Genomic DNA, 20,050 nt, shown 5'->3' on the forward strand with positions numbered 1-20,050 from the left:
TTAAGTAATGGAGCCCGGCAGGCAAGCTATAGCGCATGAAAACTTCGCATTGGTCTTCTTCAGGCAATCGATTCTGAAACGGAACGATGAACTGTTCGGCAGCGAAATTTATGCCAAGGCGACCAAACAGGAGACGCCGCTGAACAAGGGGTATCAACAACTCCATTCCGACCATCCGCTGGCGACTTATTACGAAGTCCTGACACGGATCCAATTGAATGCCCTCTCGCAGATTGAGGCCATGCCTTCCCACTCCGCACCGGTGCCAAACAAACTGTTTGTGACCATGAACCAATCTGCCTTATTGGATAAAGCGCTGATCAAGGAAATGAACGATGCTCAAGCGATACTCAAAAAGCATGAGCAACAGCTAATCCCCAGCATTAACAGCAGTTCGTTCCTGTCGTTCAACCTGAAAGAAAAAAGAACCATTATCAATCACATTCATTTACTGAAAGACAATGGGATCGAAATCGCCTTTGACGGCTATGACTTAAGCGACGACAGCACTGAAAAACTGATTAGCCTGACGCTGTTCGATTATATAAAAGTGGACCTGACCAAATCTAATTTCGACATCATGGTCGAAAACAGCCAGGACTTTTTCAACCGGTCTTACGACTGTCTGAGCGGCATGATCCATGACAGCAAGATCAAATTCGTGGCGGACCGGGTGGAGCACAAAGCGCTGCACACACTGGCTCGCAGCATGCCCTTCGACTTTTTTCAGGGGAGGTACTACTCGCCGACTGAGCTTATTTAGGTTGTTGAAAACTTCACCCGACTAGGAAGGAACCTTATTGTGAATACCCCGAATAACAGCTTTCTGATTTTCACCCGGGACCAACTGGCCCGACAAGCAATCGAATCGCTTCTCGCGCAACGCCTGTATTTATCTTTTGAAATCGAGTCAGGCAAACTCAGCAGCGAGCGCATCCGAAAGAGTCGATTCACGCACATCCTGCTCGACCAGGCGGACATATCGTTAAGCGACGTCAGTTTCATCCGTAAAAATCAAAAAGATGCGGAAATCATCCTCATAACGCCCAACTCTGAATCTTCGGAACTCCATCACTTCTCACACTTTGGTGTTGATGGTTTTCTCAAGAAGCCGGTGGCTGACGAAGAGTTCATTTCGGCAGTCAGTCGGGTTAAAGAGTCCCAAGGCAATCCTGATATCTGGTGGTTTAATGCTGACGATCGAACACTGTTCAAAGAAGACATCACTATTTCATTGACCGGAACCGAATCGTTAATGCTCACTCAATTGATCCTCAGCGATCGACGAGTACTCAGCAAACATGATCTTATTCTACGCATCGATAAAGATCCGGACCAATATAGCGGACTTGAAATGTGCTTGAGTCGGCTACAGAAGAAGTTCAAGACTGCGGCTAATGGCGAGCGACTGGTACGCTCGGTCAGAAACCGTGGTTACTGCCTGGCCCAGAGGATAAGAGTCGCTTACTGAGCGAGAGTTCGCAAAAACAATAACAATAAACGCGACTCCCCGCTCCACCTGATCCATCCACTCCCGCGACCTGCCTCCTGGCACCGCACATACCGACGTGCATCATATCCCTCACGTCTGCGGCTCCGTTTCAAATCCTCGCTTACGTTTATCGAATGCTGCAATTATATAGATGATTGAGTGATATCGTCCTAACAAAACAGCACGACCTTTTATAACAAGGCCTCTTCAAGAGTGGCCGTTATAATTCGTCAGACACCCACAAAGAATTAGGTACTAGTATAAAACCTGGACACTGAGACAACCGTATCAGCTGACTTGAAAAAAAAAGCCAGAATGGCCAGCCATCCCATGTTATTCGTCTAATAATAAAAAATAACTTCTGACTGAACCTCGTTCGCTCAGCTTTTGCGCGTGGCTGCCATTTATTAACCGTCGACTGATACACAACGTGGCGCATGCCCGAGGGACACCGCGATGGTACATAATCGTATTAATCGAAACAGCATATCCAAAGGACTGACTTTCTGGGGGCAATGGATAATTGCCATCACTTCGGTCAACGCGCTGTTATTTGCTCTGGCACTCTATCAAACTGGAGACATAGAGGCCCATTACCGCGTGTTAGCGGTGCTTACTCTATTGGGTTCGGTCCCCTCCTATTCCTTATTGCTGGTTTATCACAAACAGCATGGTTACCTCTCCGGCCTGGGTCGACTGCTACTGGGGTGGCTGCTGACGCTGGCCGGACTGACCACTATCGGCTTTCTCAGCAAGACCAGCGAATTGTTCTCCCGGGAAATCATCCTGGTATGGGCTTTGGCCGGTTATTGCGTGCAGGCCTTGCTGTACCTGCCTCTGCACAGCTTTTCCAAGCACTACCATCGGCAATTGCACAGCCAAAACAACACCCTGATTATCGGTACCGACCAATTGGCGGTGAATCTGGCGGATAAACTGGCTAAAACCGAATACCCGCCGCTGGTCGGCCTGATCAGTTCAAAACCCAACGAACTGTCGACCAACGTCAACGCCCACAGAATCGTCGGTCAGTTGCAGGAACTGCGTGAGCTGATTCGGGTGCATGACGTACGGCGGCTATACATCGCGCTACCCCTGAGCGAGGCCAAACAGGTCGAAGCGCTGTACATCGACCTTCTCGACTCGAATGTCGATGTGGTCTGGGTTCCTGACCTGGGCAGCATGACGCTGCTCAATCATTCCGTTAGCGAACTGGATGGCCTGCCCGCCATTCATCTCAATGAAAGCCCGCTGACCAGTTATCCGACAGCGGCGCTAAGCAAAACAATGCTGGATCGAAGCCTTGCCGCCCTGGCGCTGATCGCCTTCAGCCCGCTGCTTCTGATAATCGCCGCTGCGGTGAAGATCTCGTCCCCGGGCCCGATCATCTTCAAACAGGAGCGTCATGGCTGGAACGGCAAGATCATCAAGGTCTGGAAGTTCCGCTCGATGCGCCTGCACGATGATCATCAGGTGCGCCAGGCCGGCCGTGAAGACCCGCGCATTACGCCGGTTGGCCGTTTCATACGACGCACCTCCATCGATGAACTGCCGCAGTTCTTTAACGTACTGCAAGGCCATATGGCGCTGGTCGGGCCGCGGCCCCATGCGATCGCCCATAACGACTACTACACCGGGAAAATCCAGGCTTACATGGCGCGCCATCGAATCAAACCGGGCATCACCGGGCTCGCCCAGATCAGCGGCTGCCGTGGCGAAACCGAGACCCTGGACAAGATGCAAAAGCGCGTGGAGATCGATCTCAACTACATCAACAACTGGTCGTTGTGGCTTGATATCAAGATTCTGATCAAGACTCCTTTTACGCTGTTTTCCAAGGACATCTATTAACTGCCGAGATGTTCATCCCCTTTCTATTCTTCAGCTTATCTACCGGGGCAGGCTGGTCCCTGACTGCCCCGGAGCCCCGCCCCACTGCCTCATCCCATCCCCTGCAAGCAGCCATTACCAAATGGTAGAAACCGGAGACATCCTTTACGTTTTAAACCGAAGCCATCGTTTACAGGTATGAAATACGGTCAGGAGGTGCCTGACCATGCCCTGGTATCGAGAGTTCCAATGGGTCAGAGAGTGAAACTCGTAGACCACTGGATGTTCAGCGCGATATCCGTACGCCCCGTCTTGCCCTTGGGTTGCACTTTTTGTGCATCGACGAACTTGCGCCGTGCATGCGTTCAACAGCGCAAATGCTCAGCGTATGCCTGTGCGTCCAGTGCGGTGCAGCCGGCGTAATCGTCTGTCATCACGTAGCCGCAATAGCCATCGAGCAAGCGCGTCGCCACCTCCTGCGCCCGGTTGGTGGAGTAGTCAAAACGGATTACCGGCCTGTCAGGTCGGTCGGGCTCTGGTGCGGGATATAGATGCCGTGACGGCCCAGCACCTTTTCGAAGCGGTGAAGCGGTAGACCACCGATGAATTTGGTCGTCAGCAACATGACCAGCATGCTCGGACGGGCTATTATTTTTTCAATCAGTTGGGCGGGTTTATCCGCCCTCACCGATGCTGACTCAGGCAGCCATAGATCTCCCGAAAATGCTTGATGACGCAGATCTGCATCGGGATGATTTCAAGCTGTTGGCCGACCTCCTCGCCGATGGCGTGTTTATGGCAGCCGCTGATACACATCAGCTCATGCTCGGGAAGTTCGTGGATGACTTTGATTCGGCACAGGTTGAAGGGCAGCGGCTTACGTTTGCCGCGACGCTGGTCGGCACGACAACTTCTTTGCAGACTTCATCGACAGACCCCGTAACACTTTCTGCTTCATTGAAGAGAGCCAGCGGCGGCGTTGCCAGATCAGTCGTTTGTTCGGACTTATGCCCGAACAATCTCTAGCGCAACAGCGCGCTCTCTTATTCAGATGAACAATCTTACCTTTGTCAGACACGTGCCCACTGATCATTTGCTCACAGGGTCATAAGAAAGGTCTTTGAGGCATCACCCAACCTAATCACACAAACCAGATTGACAATGAAGTGACTACCAACATCCCCAAAACGCCAAATTAATCTCGCACTGAGGAAGCGGCCTGCTGATACAAAAAAAATAAACGTTTAGCATATAAGCTATGCCCGTAATCATTCGGATGCCAGCGCACCCCATCAGATAAACCAGCACCATGGGCTAGTGGAAGAGCCGCGATATCGGCTACTGAAGAGTAAGGCACATGCTCTTCAGAGGAGACCGACGCCATAACCCTATCGACCTCCCCGGACCAACCACTGTAACGCCCAAGGCTATTCTGACGAGACAAGGACCATGGCCCCACGGCAATGATACTCGGACGACTGTCTAGTTGCCGGAGAGCAGTAATTAGCTTTTTGTAATTTTTTTCTAAAATATCGATTCCGCTTCTAATGTCTTCGTGCTCACCTAGCTGAATAACCACAAGATTTGGACGCATATTAATTACAGAGCCCAATGCTCGGAGTCGTTGGTCAACTGTTCCACCACCTCCTGCAGTGTGATAACAAACCGCCGTCGGCTGCTTGCGGGCATCACTTATTTCTCGACTTAAAATACTTACATAATCAGACTGCCTAGAAGAAGCGGCCATACCACTTATATGACTCCATCCTAAATTCTTCCTGGTAGTCTCGTCGAAGCCATGCAAAGTAATACTGTCACCGACAAACAATATCCGGTAAGCCTTGAAATTTTCAGTATCGCACGACATCACAGTATCTAGCTGTGACAACGGTGCAGCAGCCAAAAAGGAGCAACAAAAATTAAGGACACTCCCTACCAACACCTTCACCAAACCTTTCATTCAAAATTTTTCATCTGCTTTCTAAAATCAGTTGAACTATTAAAATATTGTTTTACATAGCGATTGAGCCTATCCGTAAGTGGAGATTCAACAAAGCGATACATGAAAGCCCCAGCGCAAATGGCGACAAAGATACTGCCAACCACCGACGGAATAGAATAGATAATACCAAGTCTCTTGAACACCTCAGGCACCGCCGGGGAAGTTAGGGGATGAAACAAATAAATGGAGTAAGACGCCGCCCCTAAAAACACCAAAACCCGAGGCATTGTAAATTTTATTGCCTTTTCAAGGCTAGCACAGCAATAAACCGACAAAAAAGAAGCCAAACCATAAGTTATGACATTCCCATATTCAGGGAAACGTGGAAAAAACAAGTACCCAAGTGAAAAAAGCAGAATCACAACGGAAACACTTCGCTCAATGAGTACACCTTGCTGCATTAGCCTGGCCGTCAACATCCCCCACAAAAAATTAAGAACTATTGGATCAGCATAAAAGGCCAAAACCACATTCCATGTATCAGATTTAAAAATTGACGCAACTGCGAGAGCACCTAATATTGGCGCTGTAAATTTCACCGCATCCACCCGAACCAGCAATGCTAGTGTAAAAATAGCATAAAAAAACATTTCGAATAGCAAAGTCCAACCAACCGCCAATAGTGGCTTTATTTCGTTATCAACATTAATATCTGGCACAAAAAAATAGGACTTCACTATGTATAACCAATCAACTTGCGCGTGCAATACCAGACCCGCTGCAGCCAGTAGAGTGAATAGTTTTACGGAAGTGGCAAACCAGTAAAGCGGAACAATCCTAACGATTCTGCGTATGGCGAAAAGCTTCCAAGCACCGTCCGCATTGTGCATTTTCTCAGCGGCTATCATCATCACAAAGCCGCTAATAACAAAAAACAGGGGTACTCCATTAGCACCAAGATTATAACTAATAGTCCCTGAATCCAGTCTTTCCTTTGAGTAAAACGCAGAGTGGCAGACAACTACAGCCAACGCAGCAATGAATCGCAATACCTGGATCAATTCGAACTTAACCGCCGTCGTACCTCCGGCATGTTTTTTTGCCGCCAACATATCACCCCCAAGTATTTATTAATGGCCAAAATGCTGTAGGCAAGAAAAGCTTGGCCGAAATGAACAGAATGAACTCGGGCGCTCTTCTTGTCGCCATCCGATATCCGACGATTTTTAACATAAGTAACGAGCAAATGATTTCGTTATTTTTCGTCCACATAAAACAATATAGAAAATTACAAAAACATGTTAGAAGATCAGATATTTTTTACAATTCCTCCCCACCGCTAGAGCCTAAGTATTACTCCGTCCGGGAGACCAATACACCGCAAGCACTTGACCTAAGGCCCCAACATATGATCTTTATCCTGGCCGCCCTCGGCACACTGGCAATGATATTGTCATTTCGCAGGAGCGTACTGCTTATCCCTGTCTGGACGGTGCTGACGCCCAAAGCTCTGCTCCTACTTGATATACCTTCACTGCCCGCCTTCAGTCTTTACAAATATCTTTGCCTTGTAATGATAGGCATGTACCTGACAAAGACTTTACTCAAAAAAAGACCACACCCCTCCAAAAAGCCTTTCAGCCGTGCATTCTATATAATCCTAATCTCCTCGGCAGTTTCAGCCATATTAAATATAAGCTCTAGCAACTCTGGACTGCTGACGCTAATAAGCTTGGTCATTGAAGTGATCATGCCTGTAACTATCTATTGCGAATACCTAAGCAGACAAACCTCCGAAAAGCTCAACACACTCATGAGTAAATATATAACATACTACTGCGCCCTGGCAGCATACGGAACAATATGCTACTTAATAAACTACAATCCTTATATTGAATTCATTAACTCAACTACTCATACAGGTCGTATCATTGCTCAAACCTACGCGGAAACATTACGCGGCATCCGGGCACAAGGCACAATTTCGCACCCTATCACTTACGGCGCACTTATTGTAATGATGCTACTCACTTACTATACAGTGAAGCTCAAAAAACCGAAGCTAAACCTCAAAGACCATCTAAAAATCGGCTTGGCCACGACAATAATTATTGGAGGCGCGTTATTTACAAACTCTAGAACCCCACTTATTTTATTCGCAATCCCACTTATAATATTTGCACTTAGCCAAAGCGCAGCAAAATCCTTAAGATACACGCTAACCTTTTCCTTGATCTTTGTTACGCTTTTTTCCACCTCCGAACTATTTAGAGGAAAAGTACTATCCGTTGCCAACATATTTGACTCCAACTTCGGCGAAGACATGAATGGCTCCGATTTAGCTATGCGTGGCGCACAATTTGCTGCTTCCGCCCGTCATTTCTTTAGTTCTCCTCTTGTCGGAGGCGGCCTTGATGCGACTCGCAACATTGTATCCTCAGGCCTCGACCCGGACCTTTTCAATACTGAAAGTATCGTATTTCGCTTGATGATCGACCAAGGCTCTCTTGGCCTCATTAGTTATACTACATTTTTCTTTTTACTTTATATCAAGGTCGCTCGAACCATCCGACAACGGCCTGCTCGGCGTATGTATCTGGGAATGATGATAGGCTATATTACATTTACAATATCTACCGGTCTCATCGACACATTACAGAATACCTTGTTCATGATTTGCGCCCTGTATTATGTATTTAAATTTGAAGCCAATGAGAATCGCTCTATCACACGAAGACCTATCCTGTTCCAAGACAACAATCCCGAAACGATGCCGCCATCGAACCACGCTATAGCTTCTTAATAGGCTTTCCAAAATGACAGTTATCGCAGCGTTACTACTGCTATACACATTATCAATAGCATTACTAAACAAGCTATTCAGCTACTCCACATTGCTAACTCAACAAATCTTAGATCGCTCTTCACCATTAGATGCGCTTAGAGGAATCCTTGCAACTTCAGTAGTGTGCCACCACTTCATCACCACATACTATTGGAAAACAACTGGAGTTTGGTCGCGCCCTGATAGCGATCTATTAAACAACCTAGGTGCCGTCCCGGTTTCATTATTTTTCATGATCACCGGATTTCTTTTTCTAGGAAAAATTTATGAGTCACACCCCAACTGGGCCAAACTGCTGAGCTCACGTGTACGCCGCATCATGCCGCTATATTTATTTGTGTTCGCGGCACTTATTCTTACCACCCTTATCAAAACAGAATTCAAATTTGTTCACCTCGGCTTATTAGCAAAAGAAACACTGAAATGGCTAATCTTCTTCGGGGCATCATTTAATGGGTTCCAGGACAGTATCCGAATGACTGCTGGAGCTCATTGGACCTTAGGCTACGAGTGGATTTTCTATTTAACACTTCCTCTCATAGCTATCTTGTTCCGAAAAAATGGCCCAAGAGCCTACCTATTACTTTCATTACTCACCCTTACACTAGTGGCGCTAGGGTTTTATAGCAACCTCATTAAACCTAGTCTTTTCCAGCTATTTTTTATCGGATTTATTCCGATCCTAATCAAAAAACACCTTTCCCACGCAGTCCCCCTATTGCAAGGAAAAGGCGCTGCATTTATTGCCACAATATTAATTGCAGTTTCACTCTTCCAGCATGAAGAATATTCAACACTCCAAATGCTGTTTCTCGCGATTCCATTCGCTATCATTAGCCTTGGAAACGACATATTTGGCTTGCTGAAAAACCGTGGACTCAAATCGCTCGGAGAAGTAAGTTATAGCATCTACCTTACTCATGGACTTATACTTTACTGGGCATTCTCGACATTCAATATTTTTGACTTTTCCAAAGCAGAGGTTTTCAAATTTATCGCACTTCTCCCTGTCGTACTAATCGTAGTATCAGGCACTTCTGTCATAACTTACCTATTCATCGAAAAACCATTTATGTCATCCAATAAAAACAGGACAAAGCCCATCTCCCAATCACTGAGCACTGCCAAACCCACTAACATCTAGGACTCACGGTGCCACTTTGAAAAAGCTACTAGTTGCTTCTCTTTCATTTCTTTCCCTGATAACTTCCACCACATATGCTATTGACGTCGGAGTCTACTATTATCCCGGCTGGAAAAGGCCTGATGTAGATGGCTGGGCGAAAATCAAAGCGCATCCCGAACGAGAGCCGCTTCTAGGATGGTACACAGAGGGGGCGGATGAGGTGACGAGAAGGCACCTGCAATGGATGGAAAAATACGGAATAAACTTTATTGCCTATGATTGGTATTGGGATCAAGGAACAGGTGTAAAAAACCGCACTTATGCTATAGACTCATACATAAAGAACTCTAAGGACTACAACGTAGAGTTTGCTCTACTATGGGCGAACCATACGAACACTCCGGAAAGCATGTCACAGTTTGATGAGATAGTTAATTACTGGATATTGAATTACTTCAAAAATCCAAAATACAAAAAAATCGACGACAAGCCTGTAGTATATTTATTTTCTTCAGACATGCTAAGTAGAGATTCAGCGAAATTTGGTTCATCGCCCAAGGAACTACTAACGAGAGCGCGTAAGCTAGCAAAAAAATCTGGGCTCAACGGAATCTTTTTCATTGGGACGCCAGGTTCAAAAAAAGACTCACTAACACTTGAATTACCAAATCAAACGTATGATGCAGTGAGTGCCTATAATTATCAGTACGGACCGTCAAAAACTCCAGGGATTCGTACTCTATCCAAAAGCTATTCGGAGCTGATGGATGGCTACTCCCAATCTTGGAGTTTTACGTTGAGAACAAGCCCCTTGCCTTACGTCATTCCAGTGACCTCGGGATGGGATAGAACTCCTTGGGGTGGAAGCAGCGATCCAGCGCACGACAACTCCTACAGCACCCCTGAGGAGTTTTCGGAGCATTTATCCAGGGCAAAAGCAGAACTTCTTGGCCACCCCAAAAAAACGCTAAACACAATCATTGTTTGCTGCTGGAATGAGTTCGGGGAAGGCTCTTATATTGAGCCCACTAAAAAATTTGGATTCGACTATCTTGAGCAAATACATAAAGTCCTTAAAACCCAATAGTCTTTAAATCAAGCTGTTTTTTTGCAGTTATTTTATATAGTCTTTCACAGGCTAGGCTAGGCACTCTGGCTCGGTCATACGCGCTGGGCCCGCTAACGGCAAGATAACCCTGGGTATGAAATTGAACGGCCGGATGGGATCCTCGACTCCGATTACATCAAGGGGGGTCGAGGGTGTTCGTGCCATCGGCAAGAGAGGTGTTACTGAGGAGGGATAGAGAGAGGATCTGCGGTTGCAACATGCCGGCAGGCTGATTGGTATTTCGTCCCTTTTCAGCGCCCCCAATACCTTGAAATCAATAACCCCATCAACACGCCGGCAGTATTTGCCAGCATGTCGTAGGGCGAAGCCGTGCGCAGCGGCATCAAATCTTGCGCAGCCTCGATGAGTACGCCGGTGAGCAAGCACCCCACGGCGATCCAGCGAAACTTCACAGCGGGAAAGGCCAGGCGGCAACTGCACGCAAATACCAGAAAGCCAATCCAGTGATGTAGCTTGTCCTCTTCGACGAACAGTTCCGGTATTGGCTGAGCGCGCAAACCCGCGAACAGCAGAATCACGGTCACCGCGGCAAAGACCAGGCCCCGCAGCCAGAACGGCAACTCCACCAAGCCTTTGAGCCACGTGATCATTCGGTAATTTTCTCGAAGTTGTTGTAGAACAGGTCGCTATCACGTCCGTCGGTCATGGTCTGCAGCCAGTAGGCACGATTCAGGCGTGCACCACCATCGCGGGTCAGTGGCGCCCAGACGATGTTGGCCCGACGCATGGTGGAGGTACTCATCAGTTCGTCGAACGGGATGGAAACATAAATCCCTTTGTCGAAACTGCCCTCGCCATACTCTTCTTTCGAGGCGCTGGTCAGGGTGACCCAGGCGCCAAACTTCACACCGTTCTTGAACACCCGCGACAGGTCGACGGTGGTGCCCCAGTCCTTCGCCAGATAACGCCCGACACTGACCGCTGCGAGCATGTCATTGGGTAGCTCAGTATAGCTGGTGACATGCCCCGTCACGGTGTCGTAGTCACGCAGACCAAAGCCCTGATCATAATCGCGCTGGCGCACGAAGTTCAGGTCAGCGCCCACCGACCAGCGTTTCCCCGTAGGTCGATAGAGCACTTCGCTGCCAACGCCAGCGTACATGGACTCCAGATAACCGCCGTAGACCATGCCATACAAGTCCTGATCCAGCTGTTTCGCATGGTTGAACTGAAACGTCGGCATCATCACATCGGAGGTGGTCATGTATTGACGCAAATCGGTGCGCACTCGCGGCAGCCCGCTCGGTGCGTCGTAGGTGAACTTGTCGTAGTTGTTCAGCAGGTTGACGCTGAGCAGGCCGCTCCACCAGGTATTGCGGGTGAAACGGTACTCCGCGTCGGCATCGGCAGTGAACTGATAAAGCAATCCATCCGGGCCGCCGATGTTCTGTTTGTAGCCCAGGCCGAGGCCATAGGTGAACGGTTCCAGCGCCTGGGTGTAGAGCGTGGTTTCCCGGTGTGCCATCGCCGGGTTGACCTCGGTCGTACGGTGCAGATCCTTCAGCGGCTGGTCATTGTTCACCACCGCGCGGAACGTTTCGCGCGGCACGCTGGTTTCTTCGATGGACATGTCATAACGCTGGTTCACCAGGGTGAACCAATCGATGTCCTGATTGACGCTGTTATCAAGAATCCGGCTAGCCCGCCCGACAGCTTTGGACGGATAAAAATAGCGAGACTGCTCGCCATACACCATCAATTCGGAGCCACGCTGAGTGATGCGTTTCACCTTATAGCCAGCATTTTGTTGCAGCCGATTGGAGACATCGGCCCAGTTGACCTGATCGGGCGGTGTCGATGGTTCCTGCGCCGGCAACGGCTCGGCGGGAGGATCATACGTCTTGACCGGCGCCTTGCGGCTGACAAAATTGGTGTGCAAGGTGATGCCAAACATCGCGGTATTGCCACGCTCCCAGCCAGCACTCAGATCGACACTATCCGCGAGCTTATAGACCACGCCGATGTTGATCGGCAGGTCTTGCTTGATCGAATTGTCCAGCGGCTCGTTCTCGTAATCGTTGCCCTCATACTCGATCTTCAGGCTCAGCGGTGCCCAAGGCGTTTGATAAGCCACTCCGCCAAACAACGAAGGGTGACCTCGGAAATACGCGTTGGTGTTCACGTCCCCTGCCCTGGCGACAGCCGCCGAGCTCTCAGGCCGGTCGTTGAACTTGCTGCCGAAGACCGCCAGCGGGTTGCTGAAATCCCCCCGATTACCCAGATAGCCCCAGGCAATGCCGAGGCTGAAATCCAGGTCGCCATAACGCTTGTTGGCGACAAAATATTCGCTGGAAAACAGCCCGGTACCGCCAATGTCCCGGGCACCGACAGCGACCTGTGGTGCCCAGCGACTTTCTTCCCAAAGCCGCGCCTTGACGTCAATGGCCTTGTCCTTGAAGCTCTGATCACCGCTAAAATCCTCGGGACCGTAGTTGCGGTTGGTGATCGCGGTGTAACGAAACGAGCCCTCCAGCCAATCGAGCGGCTGCAGGGAAAAACTATAGCGGGTGTAAGGATCGGTACGACTGGCCGTGGCGCTCAACTCCCCCACAGGAGCCATGCGCGCGGTAGGCGTTTGCAACAGACCGACGCCACCAAAATCATTCTGGGTGTAGCGTGGTTCACCATGAGCCAATCCACAGGGCAAGAGCAATACAACAGCAAAACGCAACTTCAAGGGGCCACCTCAGCCAGTGGTTGAGTGGCGAGAAACTCAGCCATTTGTTGATTGAGATCAGGCGTCGGCACCTCTAGATCCTCGTTGCGGATCGGCACCAGAATCCTGCTGCCCGGCGCCGCAACAATACCCTCCTCACGATTCCATGCAGCCACGCCCACGCGCCGAATCTTGCCGTCGGGCTGGATCAGCCACAGATAGTCGCGCTCGGCATCGTCCAGGATGGTGCATTGCCCGGCGTAGGCATGAACTTCTTGCATGGCGCGGTAAGGCACATGACAGGGCTGGGCGACTGCCCCGAGGATTTCCACGGTGGACGGCCGCACGGGATAGATCAGACGGTCGCCATCATCGAGCAAAGCGTTGCGGGCGAACCCCACTTCCACCGCGATCGGGTCGAGCACTGCAACCTGGCGCCCGGTGACCGGCAGCCGCTCGATGTGCTCATACAGGCGCGCACTCACATCTGCTCGCGTGCGCTTGCCATCCAGCAAGGCACCCCGTTGCAATAACTTCAGATCAAACAAGATGCCGGCCTTCAAACGCGCTTGCTGAACCTCCAACGAGCGGTGCAGCCACGCCGCACCCAGCCAGTAACTTTCGGCATTGGGTTGGGCGCCTTTAATGACATCCATCAAACGCGCACCGGGTTTGACGTCGATGGGCCCAGGGCTACGCACATCACCGCTGACTGTTACAGCCGCCTGGCTCACGCCCGGCCCCATCAAGAACAAGCCCAGCAACACAAGGTTCGAACACTTCACCGGGCAGCCCCCCGATCGGGGCGTAGCTGTACGATTTTCAGGAACAGCTGCGGCGTCAGGTGTTGCTCACTGCGCAGGATGAAGCCGTCCTGGGGGTCGACCCAGTAGCGGTTGGTGGCGCGGAAATTCAGGGTGGGTACATCCACCTGCTCGTCGATGCGCAGCAAGGCGTAATCCTTGTCCAGAATGCTGATGGTTTCGATGCCATGGGGGCTGAAACGGCTGTTGACCGCAATGCCGATGCGGTTGCCGTCATAGATGTCAATCCAGCGCGTGCTGGTATAGCCGTCAGGCAATTGCTGCAGACCGCGTTTGAAGGGCGACTCATCATTAAAGCGAGTGCCATCCAGAGACACGCCCAGCCCGACGGTGCGTACCACCAGACCGTCGCGCATCATCAGCACCTGCTTGCCGGAAGCAACCCAGAACTGCAGGTCGCCGCGCCGACGGGCCATGGCCATCATCCCCTCGCTGGAGATGGTGGTGACCAGGATCTGCGGATAAGGCACGGCGTCGACCTGAGCGCGGGTCAGGTTGATGGAGGCAGGTCCTGTGATGGAGGATTCCAGAGTGTCCCAAGAGGCCTTCATCAACGGGTTACACCCGCATAGCAAGAGCGCCATCGACAGACAGGCACAGGTAGGCAAAATTTTCACGGCGGGATAGAGCCTTATCTGCTGTTGGCTTCGCTGAGGTCGTTAACCGAGCTGGCACCGGTCCCCAGGACACTGGCGGTAGGCAGAAGCTGAGTGATCAGACGGTTCCAGCGCGTCACGCCGGCCGGGCCGACATAGACGATGTCTTGCGGTTGCAAGTCGAAACGGGTGGCCAGCACCAAAGCGGAAGGCGATTCTGCATCGAGCTGGAATACCTTGGCCGGCTCCGTTTCCAGGTTGTCCGCACCGCGAATCACGTACACCGCGTTGCCATTGGAGGTGGTCTGGTTCAAGCCACCCACGGTGCCCAAGGCATCGGTCAGGTTGATCGATTTGCTCTTGAAACTCAGCGCGCGAGGTTGATTGACCTCGCCCATGACATAGATTCGCTTTTGGTCGTTATAAGGCAAGTACAACCGGTCGCCACCCTTGAGGTAGACGCCCTGCAGCTCTGAGTCCCGGCGATTGAGGGTGTCCAGATCAAGCTTGTATTCGCGCCCGTCCCGGGTCAGCGTCAGGCCCGACAAGTCCGCGTTCAAAGGGTCCACCCCGGCCGCGCCAACGGCCTCAACCACACTCAACGGGGTGGTGGTGATCGGTTGCTGACCGGCTTTGAGCACCGCACCGGAAATCACCACGGTCTGGCTGGCAAAGCGCAATACACTGACGTCGACCTGAGGGCTTTCGACAAATTGCGACAAGCGCTCGGCGATAAAGGCTCGCAACTCTTCGATGGTTTTACCGGCGGCTGGAATATTGCCGATATAGGGATAAAACAGCGTGCCGTCCGGGCGCACAAGACGACCGTTGGCATCGATTTGTTGTTGCGGCCCGGAAGGCGCCGTCAACTCGGGATGATCCCAGACTGTGATAAACAACAAATCATTGGCGCCCACGCGATAACCGCCCGGCGCATAAGACAACAATGCCGAGGGGATCGATTCGCGAACTTTCGTGGCGGCATCCATGGCAATCAATTTGGGGGTGATGGGAATAAGTTCCACCCGGCTACTCTCCGAAGAGCCGTCACTCACCATTTGACTGGTGTCCATGTGTTGACCAGGCGAAAACATACAGCCGGACAAGCTGATGCTTGCCAGCATAACAACAGAAAACCTACGGATCATAATGGCACTACGCTAGTCGAGGGCAAGTCTAAAAAAAGATCACCCAGAAAGTTCTGAGTGATCTTGTACAACACACTTCGCGGGGTATTAGTTGGTACCCGTTGTACCACCCGTACCACCCGTACCAGTGGTGCCGCCGGTTCCGGAAGTACCGCCATTGGAACTGCCACCGGAGTTTGAAGCGGCCACTGCAGCGCCGAGGATGGCCGCACCGACCACTACGGTTTCGGCGACCGTCACACCCCCGACCAGCGGGGTGTTCAACGACAGTGGCTCGCTTTCGCCCACCGTTTTGCTCACTGGTTCATCCGCTGCCAAAGCCGCGGTACTCATGACAGCCAGCAAGCCGGCCGTAAGTAGTTTCTTCATATCAGACTCCTTCTCGACATCAACTATGCATTAGATTTGATACTAGGACCGGGAATGAACAGCAGGTGAATAGAACTGACACCCGTATATTGAACGAGACAGTTCATGCACATTGCCTCCTTTGGAGGATGTCATTTATAGGCATTGCATGCCATATGCCGAGCCTTGTCACCTCATTCGCAAAGCGCTTGCGCAGGAGCAGGACGCTTTGACGAAAATGAGATTTTTCAAGACGTTTACTACCCAATAAGACATTTTCGACACAAATTCGCGACCTTGAACAATTCGCGCCTCATACCGACTGTTATTATTAGTCAGGATTTTCCAGAACTCCCATCCCGCAAAGCTCTATGTGTTTGATTATCCAAGGCACAATACAATGATCATAAATAGTTAATATTAACTATAGACCATCATTAATCCATCATTAATCCATCATTCCCCACTCAACACCGCGCGCAAGCGCGGGTTGCGCAAGTCTTTTTCTGAGAGTAAAGGCGACTCCAACGGCCAAGCGATGCCCAGTTCCGGGTCATTCCAGAGCAGACCACCCTCGTCCTCGGGGTAATACAGATCGGTGCATTTGTATTGAAAATCCGCGGTATCACTAAGCACACAAAAACCGTGGGCATAACCCGGCGGCACCCATAGCTGAAGATGGTTGTCGGCGGTCAACTTGACGCCCACATGTTCACCACAGGTGGGGGATTGGGGATTGATGTCCACTACCACGTCGTACACCGCGCCTTGGGTGACCCGCACCAACTTGCCTTGGGGCCGGGTCTTTTGGAAGTGCAAACCACGCAACACGCCATACTGCGAGCGCGAGTGATTGTCCTGGACGAAAGGCAATTCGATGCCGGCGTCGCGATAACGCTGCTGGTGATAGCTCTCGAGAAAGAACCCGCGGGCATCGCCGAAGATTTTAGGCTCGATGATCAGTACACCGGGCAACCGGGTATTGATGACATTCATTTTGCGGGCTCCATATTCAGCACCCGTGCCAGATACTGGCCGTAACCGGTTTTGTGTAACGCGGTGGCTTGTTTATCGAGTTCCGCGGCCGACAACCAACCCTGGTGGTACGCCACCTCCTCCAAACAAGCCACTTTCAAACCCTGACGCGCTTCGATGGTCTGGACAAAATGCCCGGCCTCCATCAACGAATCATGGGTCCCGGTGTCCAGCCAGGCAAAACCACGTCCCAACACACTGACGTGCAAATCCCCGCGCTGCAGATACGCGTTGTTCACGTCAGTGATTTCGAGCTCGCCGCGGATCGAAGGTTTGACTTGCTTTGCAATGCTCACAACGTCTTTATCATAGAAATACAAGCCGGTGACAGCATGGTCGGACTTCGGATGTTTTGGCTTCTCTTCGATCGAGATCGCCTTGCCGTTATCGTCGAACTCGACAACACCAAAACGCTCCGGATCACTGACTCGATAACCGAAGACGGTGGCACCGGTCTGTCGTTGTGACGCGTCGCGCAACAAGGCGCTGAAGCCATAACCGTAGAAGATGTTGTCGCCCAGAATCAGCGCCACATTACTGTCGCCGATAAAATCCTCGCCGATCAGAAAGGCCTGGGCCAGACCATCGGGAGAAGGTTGTTCGGCATAACTGAGTTCAATGCCGAAAGAAGAGCCGTCACCCAACAGGTTCTGAAAGTTGGGCAAGTCCTGCGGGGTGGAGATAATCAATATCTCGCGAATCCCCGCGAGCATTAATACCGACAACGGATAATAAATCATCGGTTTGTCGTAGACCGGTAGCAGTTGTTTGGATACACCACGAGTAATGGGATGCAAGCGAGTACCGGAGCCGCCAGCCAAAATGATGCCTTTCATATGTGGATTCCCTTTAAAGTTTAATAGAGGCAGAGTTTGAATGGTCAATCGATTTGGCCAAGACGCTTCGGGCGGTACTCACCGTTAAGGACGCGCTGCCACCACTCTTGATTATCCAGATACCACTGAACCGTTTTGAGTAGGCCGCTTTCAAAGGTTTCCTGTGGTCGCCAACCGAGCTCACGCTCGATCTTGCTCGCATCAATGGCGTAACGAAGATCATGCCCAGGGCGGTCGGTGACGAAGGTGATCAGTTCCTTGTATGAGCCCAGCTCTTCATCGCGGGGGCGCAGCTCATCGAGCAGTTCGCAGATGGTTTCCACCACTTGCAGGTTGCGCTTCTCGTTGTGCCCGCCGATGTTGTAGGTTTCGCCCACGGTGCCGCGCGACACAACTTCGAACAGCGCTCGGGCATGGTCTTCGACAAACAGCCAATCGCGGATCTGCGACCCATCGCCATACACCGGCAGCGGCTGGCCGTGGATGGCATTGAGAATCACATGGGGGATCAGCTTTTCGGGGAAGTGGAAGGGCCCATAATTGTTTGAGCAATTGGTGACCAGCACCGGCAGGCCATACGTGCGGTGCCAGGCGCGCACCAAATGATCGGAACCGGCCTTCGACGCCGAATACGGCGAGCTCGGCTCGTAGGGCGTGGTCTCGGTGAACAGGTCGTCGGTGCCTTCCAGGTCGCCATAGACTTCATCGGTGGAGATATGGTGGAAGCGAAAGCCCTGCTTCTGCTCCGCCGCCAGCCCCGACCAGTAGTGGCGGCTGGCCTCCAGCATGCTATAGGTGCCAACGATGTTGGTCTGGATGAAATCCGATGGGCTGTCGATGGAACGATCCACATGGGATTCGGCCGCCAGGTGCATCACCGCATCGGGCTGGAAACGCGCGAACAGTTCGTGCAACGCCGCCGTGTCGCAGATATCCAGCTGCTGGAATTCATACCGGGGGCTGCCCGCGACCGACACCAGGGACTCGGTATTGCCGGCGTAGGTGAGCTTGTCAATATTGAGCACGCTCACATCCGTGTTGTCGATCAGATGGCGAACGACGGCGGAGCCGATAAAACCGGCACCGCCGGTGACGATAATACGTTGGGTCACTTGCTGTACTCCCTGGGGTACCACTGGATCAGTAATTTTTCATATTGGGAAAGGATGTTTTCCCAAGTGAACTTTTCGTTGAAGCGGCGGGTACTTTCAGCCTTCATCGCCGTAATCAAATGGTTGTGGTCGTCGCGCAGATATTTCTCGAACAACTTCGCACAGTCGTGCTCGTCGTCGAAATACACCGCCGCATCACCGGCAACCCAACGGTTGAAATGGTTGTTATGGGCAATCACCGAGCAGCCAGCGCCTAATGCCTCCACCAGCGAAGGGTTGGTGCCCCCTACCTGATGGCCATGGATGTAAAAGCGGCTGAAAAACCGCAGGGCCCGGACCACTGCCGCCTCATAGATGGCACCGGGGAAGATCACTTCCTCGCCGGCCGCGTCCATCACCCGCTTGTGGTACTCGTTCTTCTCTGGCGTGAAGTTGCCCAACACCACCAACTTGTGGTTACGGCGCTTGCTGCTGAAAGCCTTGACGACCTGTAGAAAGGAGTTCTCCGGCTCCGGCCGGGCGATAACCACCGAGAAACCGTGGGGCTCCAGCCCATAACCGGCCAGGGCGGCTGAGTCCGCATCGTTCACCCGGTCCCCGCCATAGGGGATCATGGTGACCTTCGAATCCTTGACCCGGGTGGCTAGGTGATCCTTGATTTTCGGGTGGTCGGCCACCAGGTGGTTGCCGATCCAGCACCCCACCCGCTCGTTCAGCCAGAACCAGGTTTTCGCCACGAGTCCCCACTTCTCCCGCCGCCATTCGATGCCATCCATATTGATGACATTGGTCTGGCCCTTGATCCGCTGCAGAATATTAAAGGCCGCCGTGTTGTAGCCGAGAGTCAGAAACAGCCCCTTCTGGCTCAGCGCATGGACGGTGGCCTTCCAGTCGAAAAGCACTGTGCCCGCCACGCCTGTATTGGCGATCGGAATATGAATCCGATGAACACCCTTCCATTCACTGGTCGATATACCGCCGGAACCCTCTTCCTGGCAGTAGACAGTGACTTTCCAGCCCTGCTTGACCAAGTAGAGAGAGAGCTTTTCGGCGAAGGTTTCAAAACCGCCATGTTTAGCGGGGACGCCGCGGATGCCGAGGATATAGAGGTTTTTCATAGAGGCGCTTTTT

The 20,050-nt window shown here is 51.6% G+C and carries 18 protein-coding genes and 1 pseudogene; 6 read left to right on the forward strand and 13 right to left on the reverse strand.

Going from position 1 to position 20,050, the window contains the following annotated elements; all coding sequences use genetic code 11:
• Positions 1–7 precede the first annotated feature (7 nt).
• From FHW68_RS02365 to FHW68_RS02375, 3 genes are all read left to right on the forward strand, one after another.
• Positions 8–763, forward strand: a complete 756-nt coding sequence (locus FHW68_RS02365) for an EAL domain-containing protein (protein ID WP_183678511.1) — start codon at positions 8–10, stop codon at positions 761–763.
• A 39-nt stretch (positions 764–802) separates the two neighbouring features.
• Positions 803–1,471, forward strand: coding sequence for a winged helix-turn-helix domain-containing protein (locus FHW68_RS27395; protein ID WP_095631797.1), 669 nt, complete (start codon positions 803–805; stop codon positions 1,469–1,471).
• Positions 1,472–1,948: 477 nt separating this feature from the next.
• Positions 1,949–3,343 (forward strand): undecaprenyl-phosphate glucose phosphotransferase, encoded by a 1,395-nt coding sequence (locus FHW68_RS02375; RefSeq protein WP_183678513.1) that lies wholly within the window; start codon positions 1,949–1,951, stop codon positions 3,341–3,343.
• A gap of 260 nt (positions 3,344–3,603) precedes the next feature.
• Here FHW68_RS02375 and FHW68_RS02380 read toward each other — a convergent pair.
• From FHW68_RS02380 to FHW68_RS02390, 3 genes and pseudogenes are all read right to left on the reverse strand, one after another.
• A pseudogene (locus tag FHW68_RS02380) lies at positions 3,604–4,415 on the reverse strand (transposase); the annotation flags it as partial.
• Between the two features lie 102 nt (positions 4,416–4,517).
• Positions 4,518–5,282, reverse strand: coding sequence for an SGNH/GDSL hydrolase family protein (locus FHW68_RS02385; protein ID WP_183678515.1), 765 nt, complete (start codon positions 5,280–5,282; stop codon positions 4,518–4,520).
• Entirely contained in the window at positions 5,279–6,376 is a 1,098-nt protein-coding gene (locus FHW68_RS02390; protein ID WP_183678517.1) for an acyltransferase, read from the reverse strand. Before FHW68_RS02390 ends, FHW68_RS02385 begins: the two co-directional genes overlap by 4 nt.
• 296 nt (positions 6,377–6,672) lie before the next feature.
• Here FHW68_RS02390 and FHW68_RS02395 point away from each other — a divergent pair, with 296 nt between their 5' ends.
• Genes FHW68_RS02395 through FHW68_RS02405 form a run of 3 tightly spaced genes read left to right on the forward strand, consistent with a single transcriptional unit; the run spans position 6,673 to position 10,322 of the window.
• Positions 6,673–8,067: a hypothetical protein gene (locus FHW68_RS02395; protein ID WP_183678519.1), complete on the forward strand. Its 1,395-nt coding sequence runs from the start codon at positions 6,673–6,675 to the stop codon at positions 8,065–8,067.
• A 13-nt stretch (positions 8,068–8,080) separates the two neighbouring features.
• Positions 8,081–9,253, forward strand: a complete 1,173-nt coding sequence (locus tag FHW68_RS02400; protein ID WP_183678521.1) for an acyltransferase — start codon at positions 8,081–8,083, stop codon at positions 9,251–9,253.
• 16 nt (positions 9,254–9,269) lie between these two features.
• Entirely contained in the window at positions 9,270–10,322 is a 1,053-nt protein-coding gene (locus FHW68_RS02405) for a glycoside hydrolase family 99-like domain-containing protein (RefSeq protein ID WP_260296342.1), read from the forward strand.
• 272 nt (positions 10,323–10,594) lie between these two features.
• On the opposite strand, the gene FHW68_RS02410 is transcribed toward FHW68_RS02405, so the two are convergent.
• The 10 genes from FHW68_RS02410 to FHW68_RS02455 form a co-directional block, all read right to left on the reverse strand.
• Positions 10,595–10,954: a VanZ family protein gene (locus FHW68_RS02410; RefSeq protein ID WP_183678523.1), complete on the reverse strand. Its 360-nt coding sequence runs from the start codon at positions 10,952–10,954 to the stop codon at positions 10,595–10,597.
• Positions 10,951–13,041: a YjbH domain-containing protein gene (locus FHW68_RS02415; RefSeq protein WP_183678525.1), complete on the reverse strand. Its 2,091-nt coding sequence runs from the start codon at positions 13,039–13,041 to the stop codon at positions 10,951–10,953. Before FHW68_RS02415 ends, FHW68_RS02410 begins: the two co-directional genes overlap by 4 nt.
• Positions 13,038–13,805 (reverse strand): capsule biosynthesis GfcC family protein, encoded by a 768-nt coding sequence (locus FHW68_RS02420; RefSeq protein WP_183678527.1) that lies wholly within the window; start codon positions 13,803–13,805, stop codon positions 13,038–13,040. The genes FHW68_RS02415 and FHW68_RS02420 overlap by 4 nt, the downstream gene beginning before the upstream one ends.
• Positions 13,802–14,461: a YjbF family lipoprotein gene (locus tag FHW68_RS02425; protein WP_311654601.1), complete on the reverse strand. Its 660-nt coding sequence runs from the start codon at positions 14,459–14,461 to the stop codon at positions 13,802–13,804. The genes FHW68_RS02420 and FHW68_RS02425 overlap by 4 nt, the downstream gene beginning before the upstream one ends.
• 14 nt (positions 14,462–14,475) lie before the next feature.
• Positions 14,476–15,588: a polysaccharide biosynthesis/export family protein gene (locus FHW68_RS02430; RefSeq protein WP_183678532.1), complete on the reverse strand. Its 1,113-nt coding sequence runs from the start codon at positions 15,586–15,588 to the stop codon at positions 14,476–14,478.
• 87 nt (positions 15,589–15,675) lie between these two features.
• Positions 15,676–15,957, reverse strand: a complete 282-nt coding sequence (locus FHW68_RS02435; protein ID WP_183678534.1) for a hypothetical protein — start codon at positions 15,955–15,957, stop codon at positions 15,676–15,678.
• 435 nt (positions 15,958–16,392) lie between these two features.
• Positions 16,393–16,932, reverse strand: a complete 540-nt coding sequence (gene rfbC / locus FHW68_RS02440) for a dTDP-4-dehydrorhamnose 3,5-epimerase (RefSeq protein ID WP_183678536.1) — start codon at positions 16,930–16,932, stop codon at positions 16,393–16,395.
• On the reverse strand, positions 16,929–17,807 hold the full coding sequence (gene rfbA / locus FHW68_RS02445; protein WP_183678538.1) for a glucose-1-phosphate thymidylyltransferase RfbA: 879 nt from the start codon (positions 17,805–17,807) through the stop codon (positions 16,929–16,931). The genes rfbC and rfbA overlap by 4 nt, the downstream gene beginning before the upstream one ends.
• 44 nt (positions 17,808–17,851) lie before the next feature.
• Positions 17,852–18,919 (reverse strand): dTDP-glucose 4,6-dehydratase, encoded by a 1,068-nt coding sequence (gene rfbB, locus FHW68_RS02450; protein WP_183678541.1) that lies wholly within the window; start codon positions 18,917–18,919, stop codon positions 17,852–17,854.
• Positions 18,916–20,037: a DUF1972 domain-containing protein gene (locus FHW68_RS02455; RefSeq protein ID WP_183678543.1), complete on the reverse strand. Its 1,122-nt coding sequence runs from the start codon at positions 20,035–20,037 to the stop codon at positions 18,916–18,918. Before FHW68_RS02455 ends, rfbB begins: the two co-directional genes overlap by 4 nt.
• Positions 20,038–20,050: the final 13 nt, after the last annotated feature.

This window comes from Pseudomonas sp. Tn43, assembly GCF_014192635.1.
Classification (GTDB): domain Bacteria; phylum Pseudomonadota; class Gammaproteobacteria; order Pseudomonadales; family Pseudomonadaceae; genus Aquipseudomonas.

What these genes read in the sequence shown, in the direction of transcription:
- FHW68_RS02365 (WP_183678511.1), top strand. Translation starts at nt 8, where the DNA reads ATGGAGCCCGGCAGGCAAGCTATAGCGCATGAAAACTTCGCATTGGTC.
- FHW68_RS02375 (WP_183678513.1), top strand. Translation starts at nt 1,949, where the DNA reads ATGGTACATAATCGTATTAATCGAAACAGCATATCCAAAGGACTGACT.
- FHW68_RS02385 (WP_183678515.1), bottom strand. Translation starts at nt 5,282, where the DNA reads ATGAAAGGTTTGGTGAAGGTGTTGGTAGGGAGTGTCCTTAATTTTTGT.
- FHW68_RS02390 (WP_183678517.1), bottom strand. Translation starts at nt 6,376, where the DNA reads ATGTTGGCGGCAAAAAAACATGCCGGAGGTACGACGGCGGTTAAGTTC.
- FHW68_RS02395 (WP_183678519.1), top strand. Translation starts at nt 6,673, where the DNA reads ATGATCTTTATCCTGGCCGCCCTCGGCACACTGGCAATGATATTGTCA.
- FHW68_RS02400 (WP_183678521.1), top strand. Translation starts at nt 8,081, where the DNA reads ATGACAGTTATCGCAGCGTTACTACTGCTATACACATTATCAATAGCA.
- FHW68_RS02410 (WP_183678523.1), bottom strand. Translation starts at nt 10,954, where the DNA reads ATGATCACGTGGCTCAAAGGCTTGGTGGAGTTGCCGTTCTGGCTGCGG.
- FHW68_RS02430 (WP_183678532.1), bottom strand. Translation starts at nt 15,588, where the DNA reads ATGATCCGTAGGTTTTCTGTTGTTATGCTGGCAAGCATCAGCTTGTCC.
- FHW68_RS02435 (WP_183678534.1), bottom strand. Translation starts at nt 15,957, where the DNA reads ATGAAGAAACTACTTACGGCCGGCTTGCTGGCTGTCATGAGTACCGCG.
- rfbC (WP_183678536.1), bottom strand. Translation starts at nt 16,932, where the DNA reads ATGAATGTCATCAATACCCGGTTGCCCGGTGTACTGATCATCGAGCCT.
- rfbA (WP_183678538.1), bottom strand. Translation starts at nt 17,807, where the DNA reads ATGAAAGGCATCATTTTGGCTGGCGGCTCCGGTACTCGCTTGCATCCC.
- FHW68_RS02455 (WP_183678543.1), bottom strand. Translation starts at nt 20,037, where the DNA reads ATGAAAAACCTCTATATCCTCGGCATCCGCGGCGTCCCCGCTAAACAT.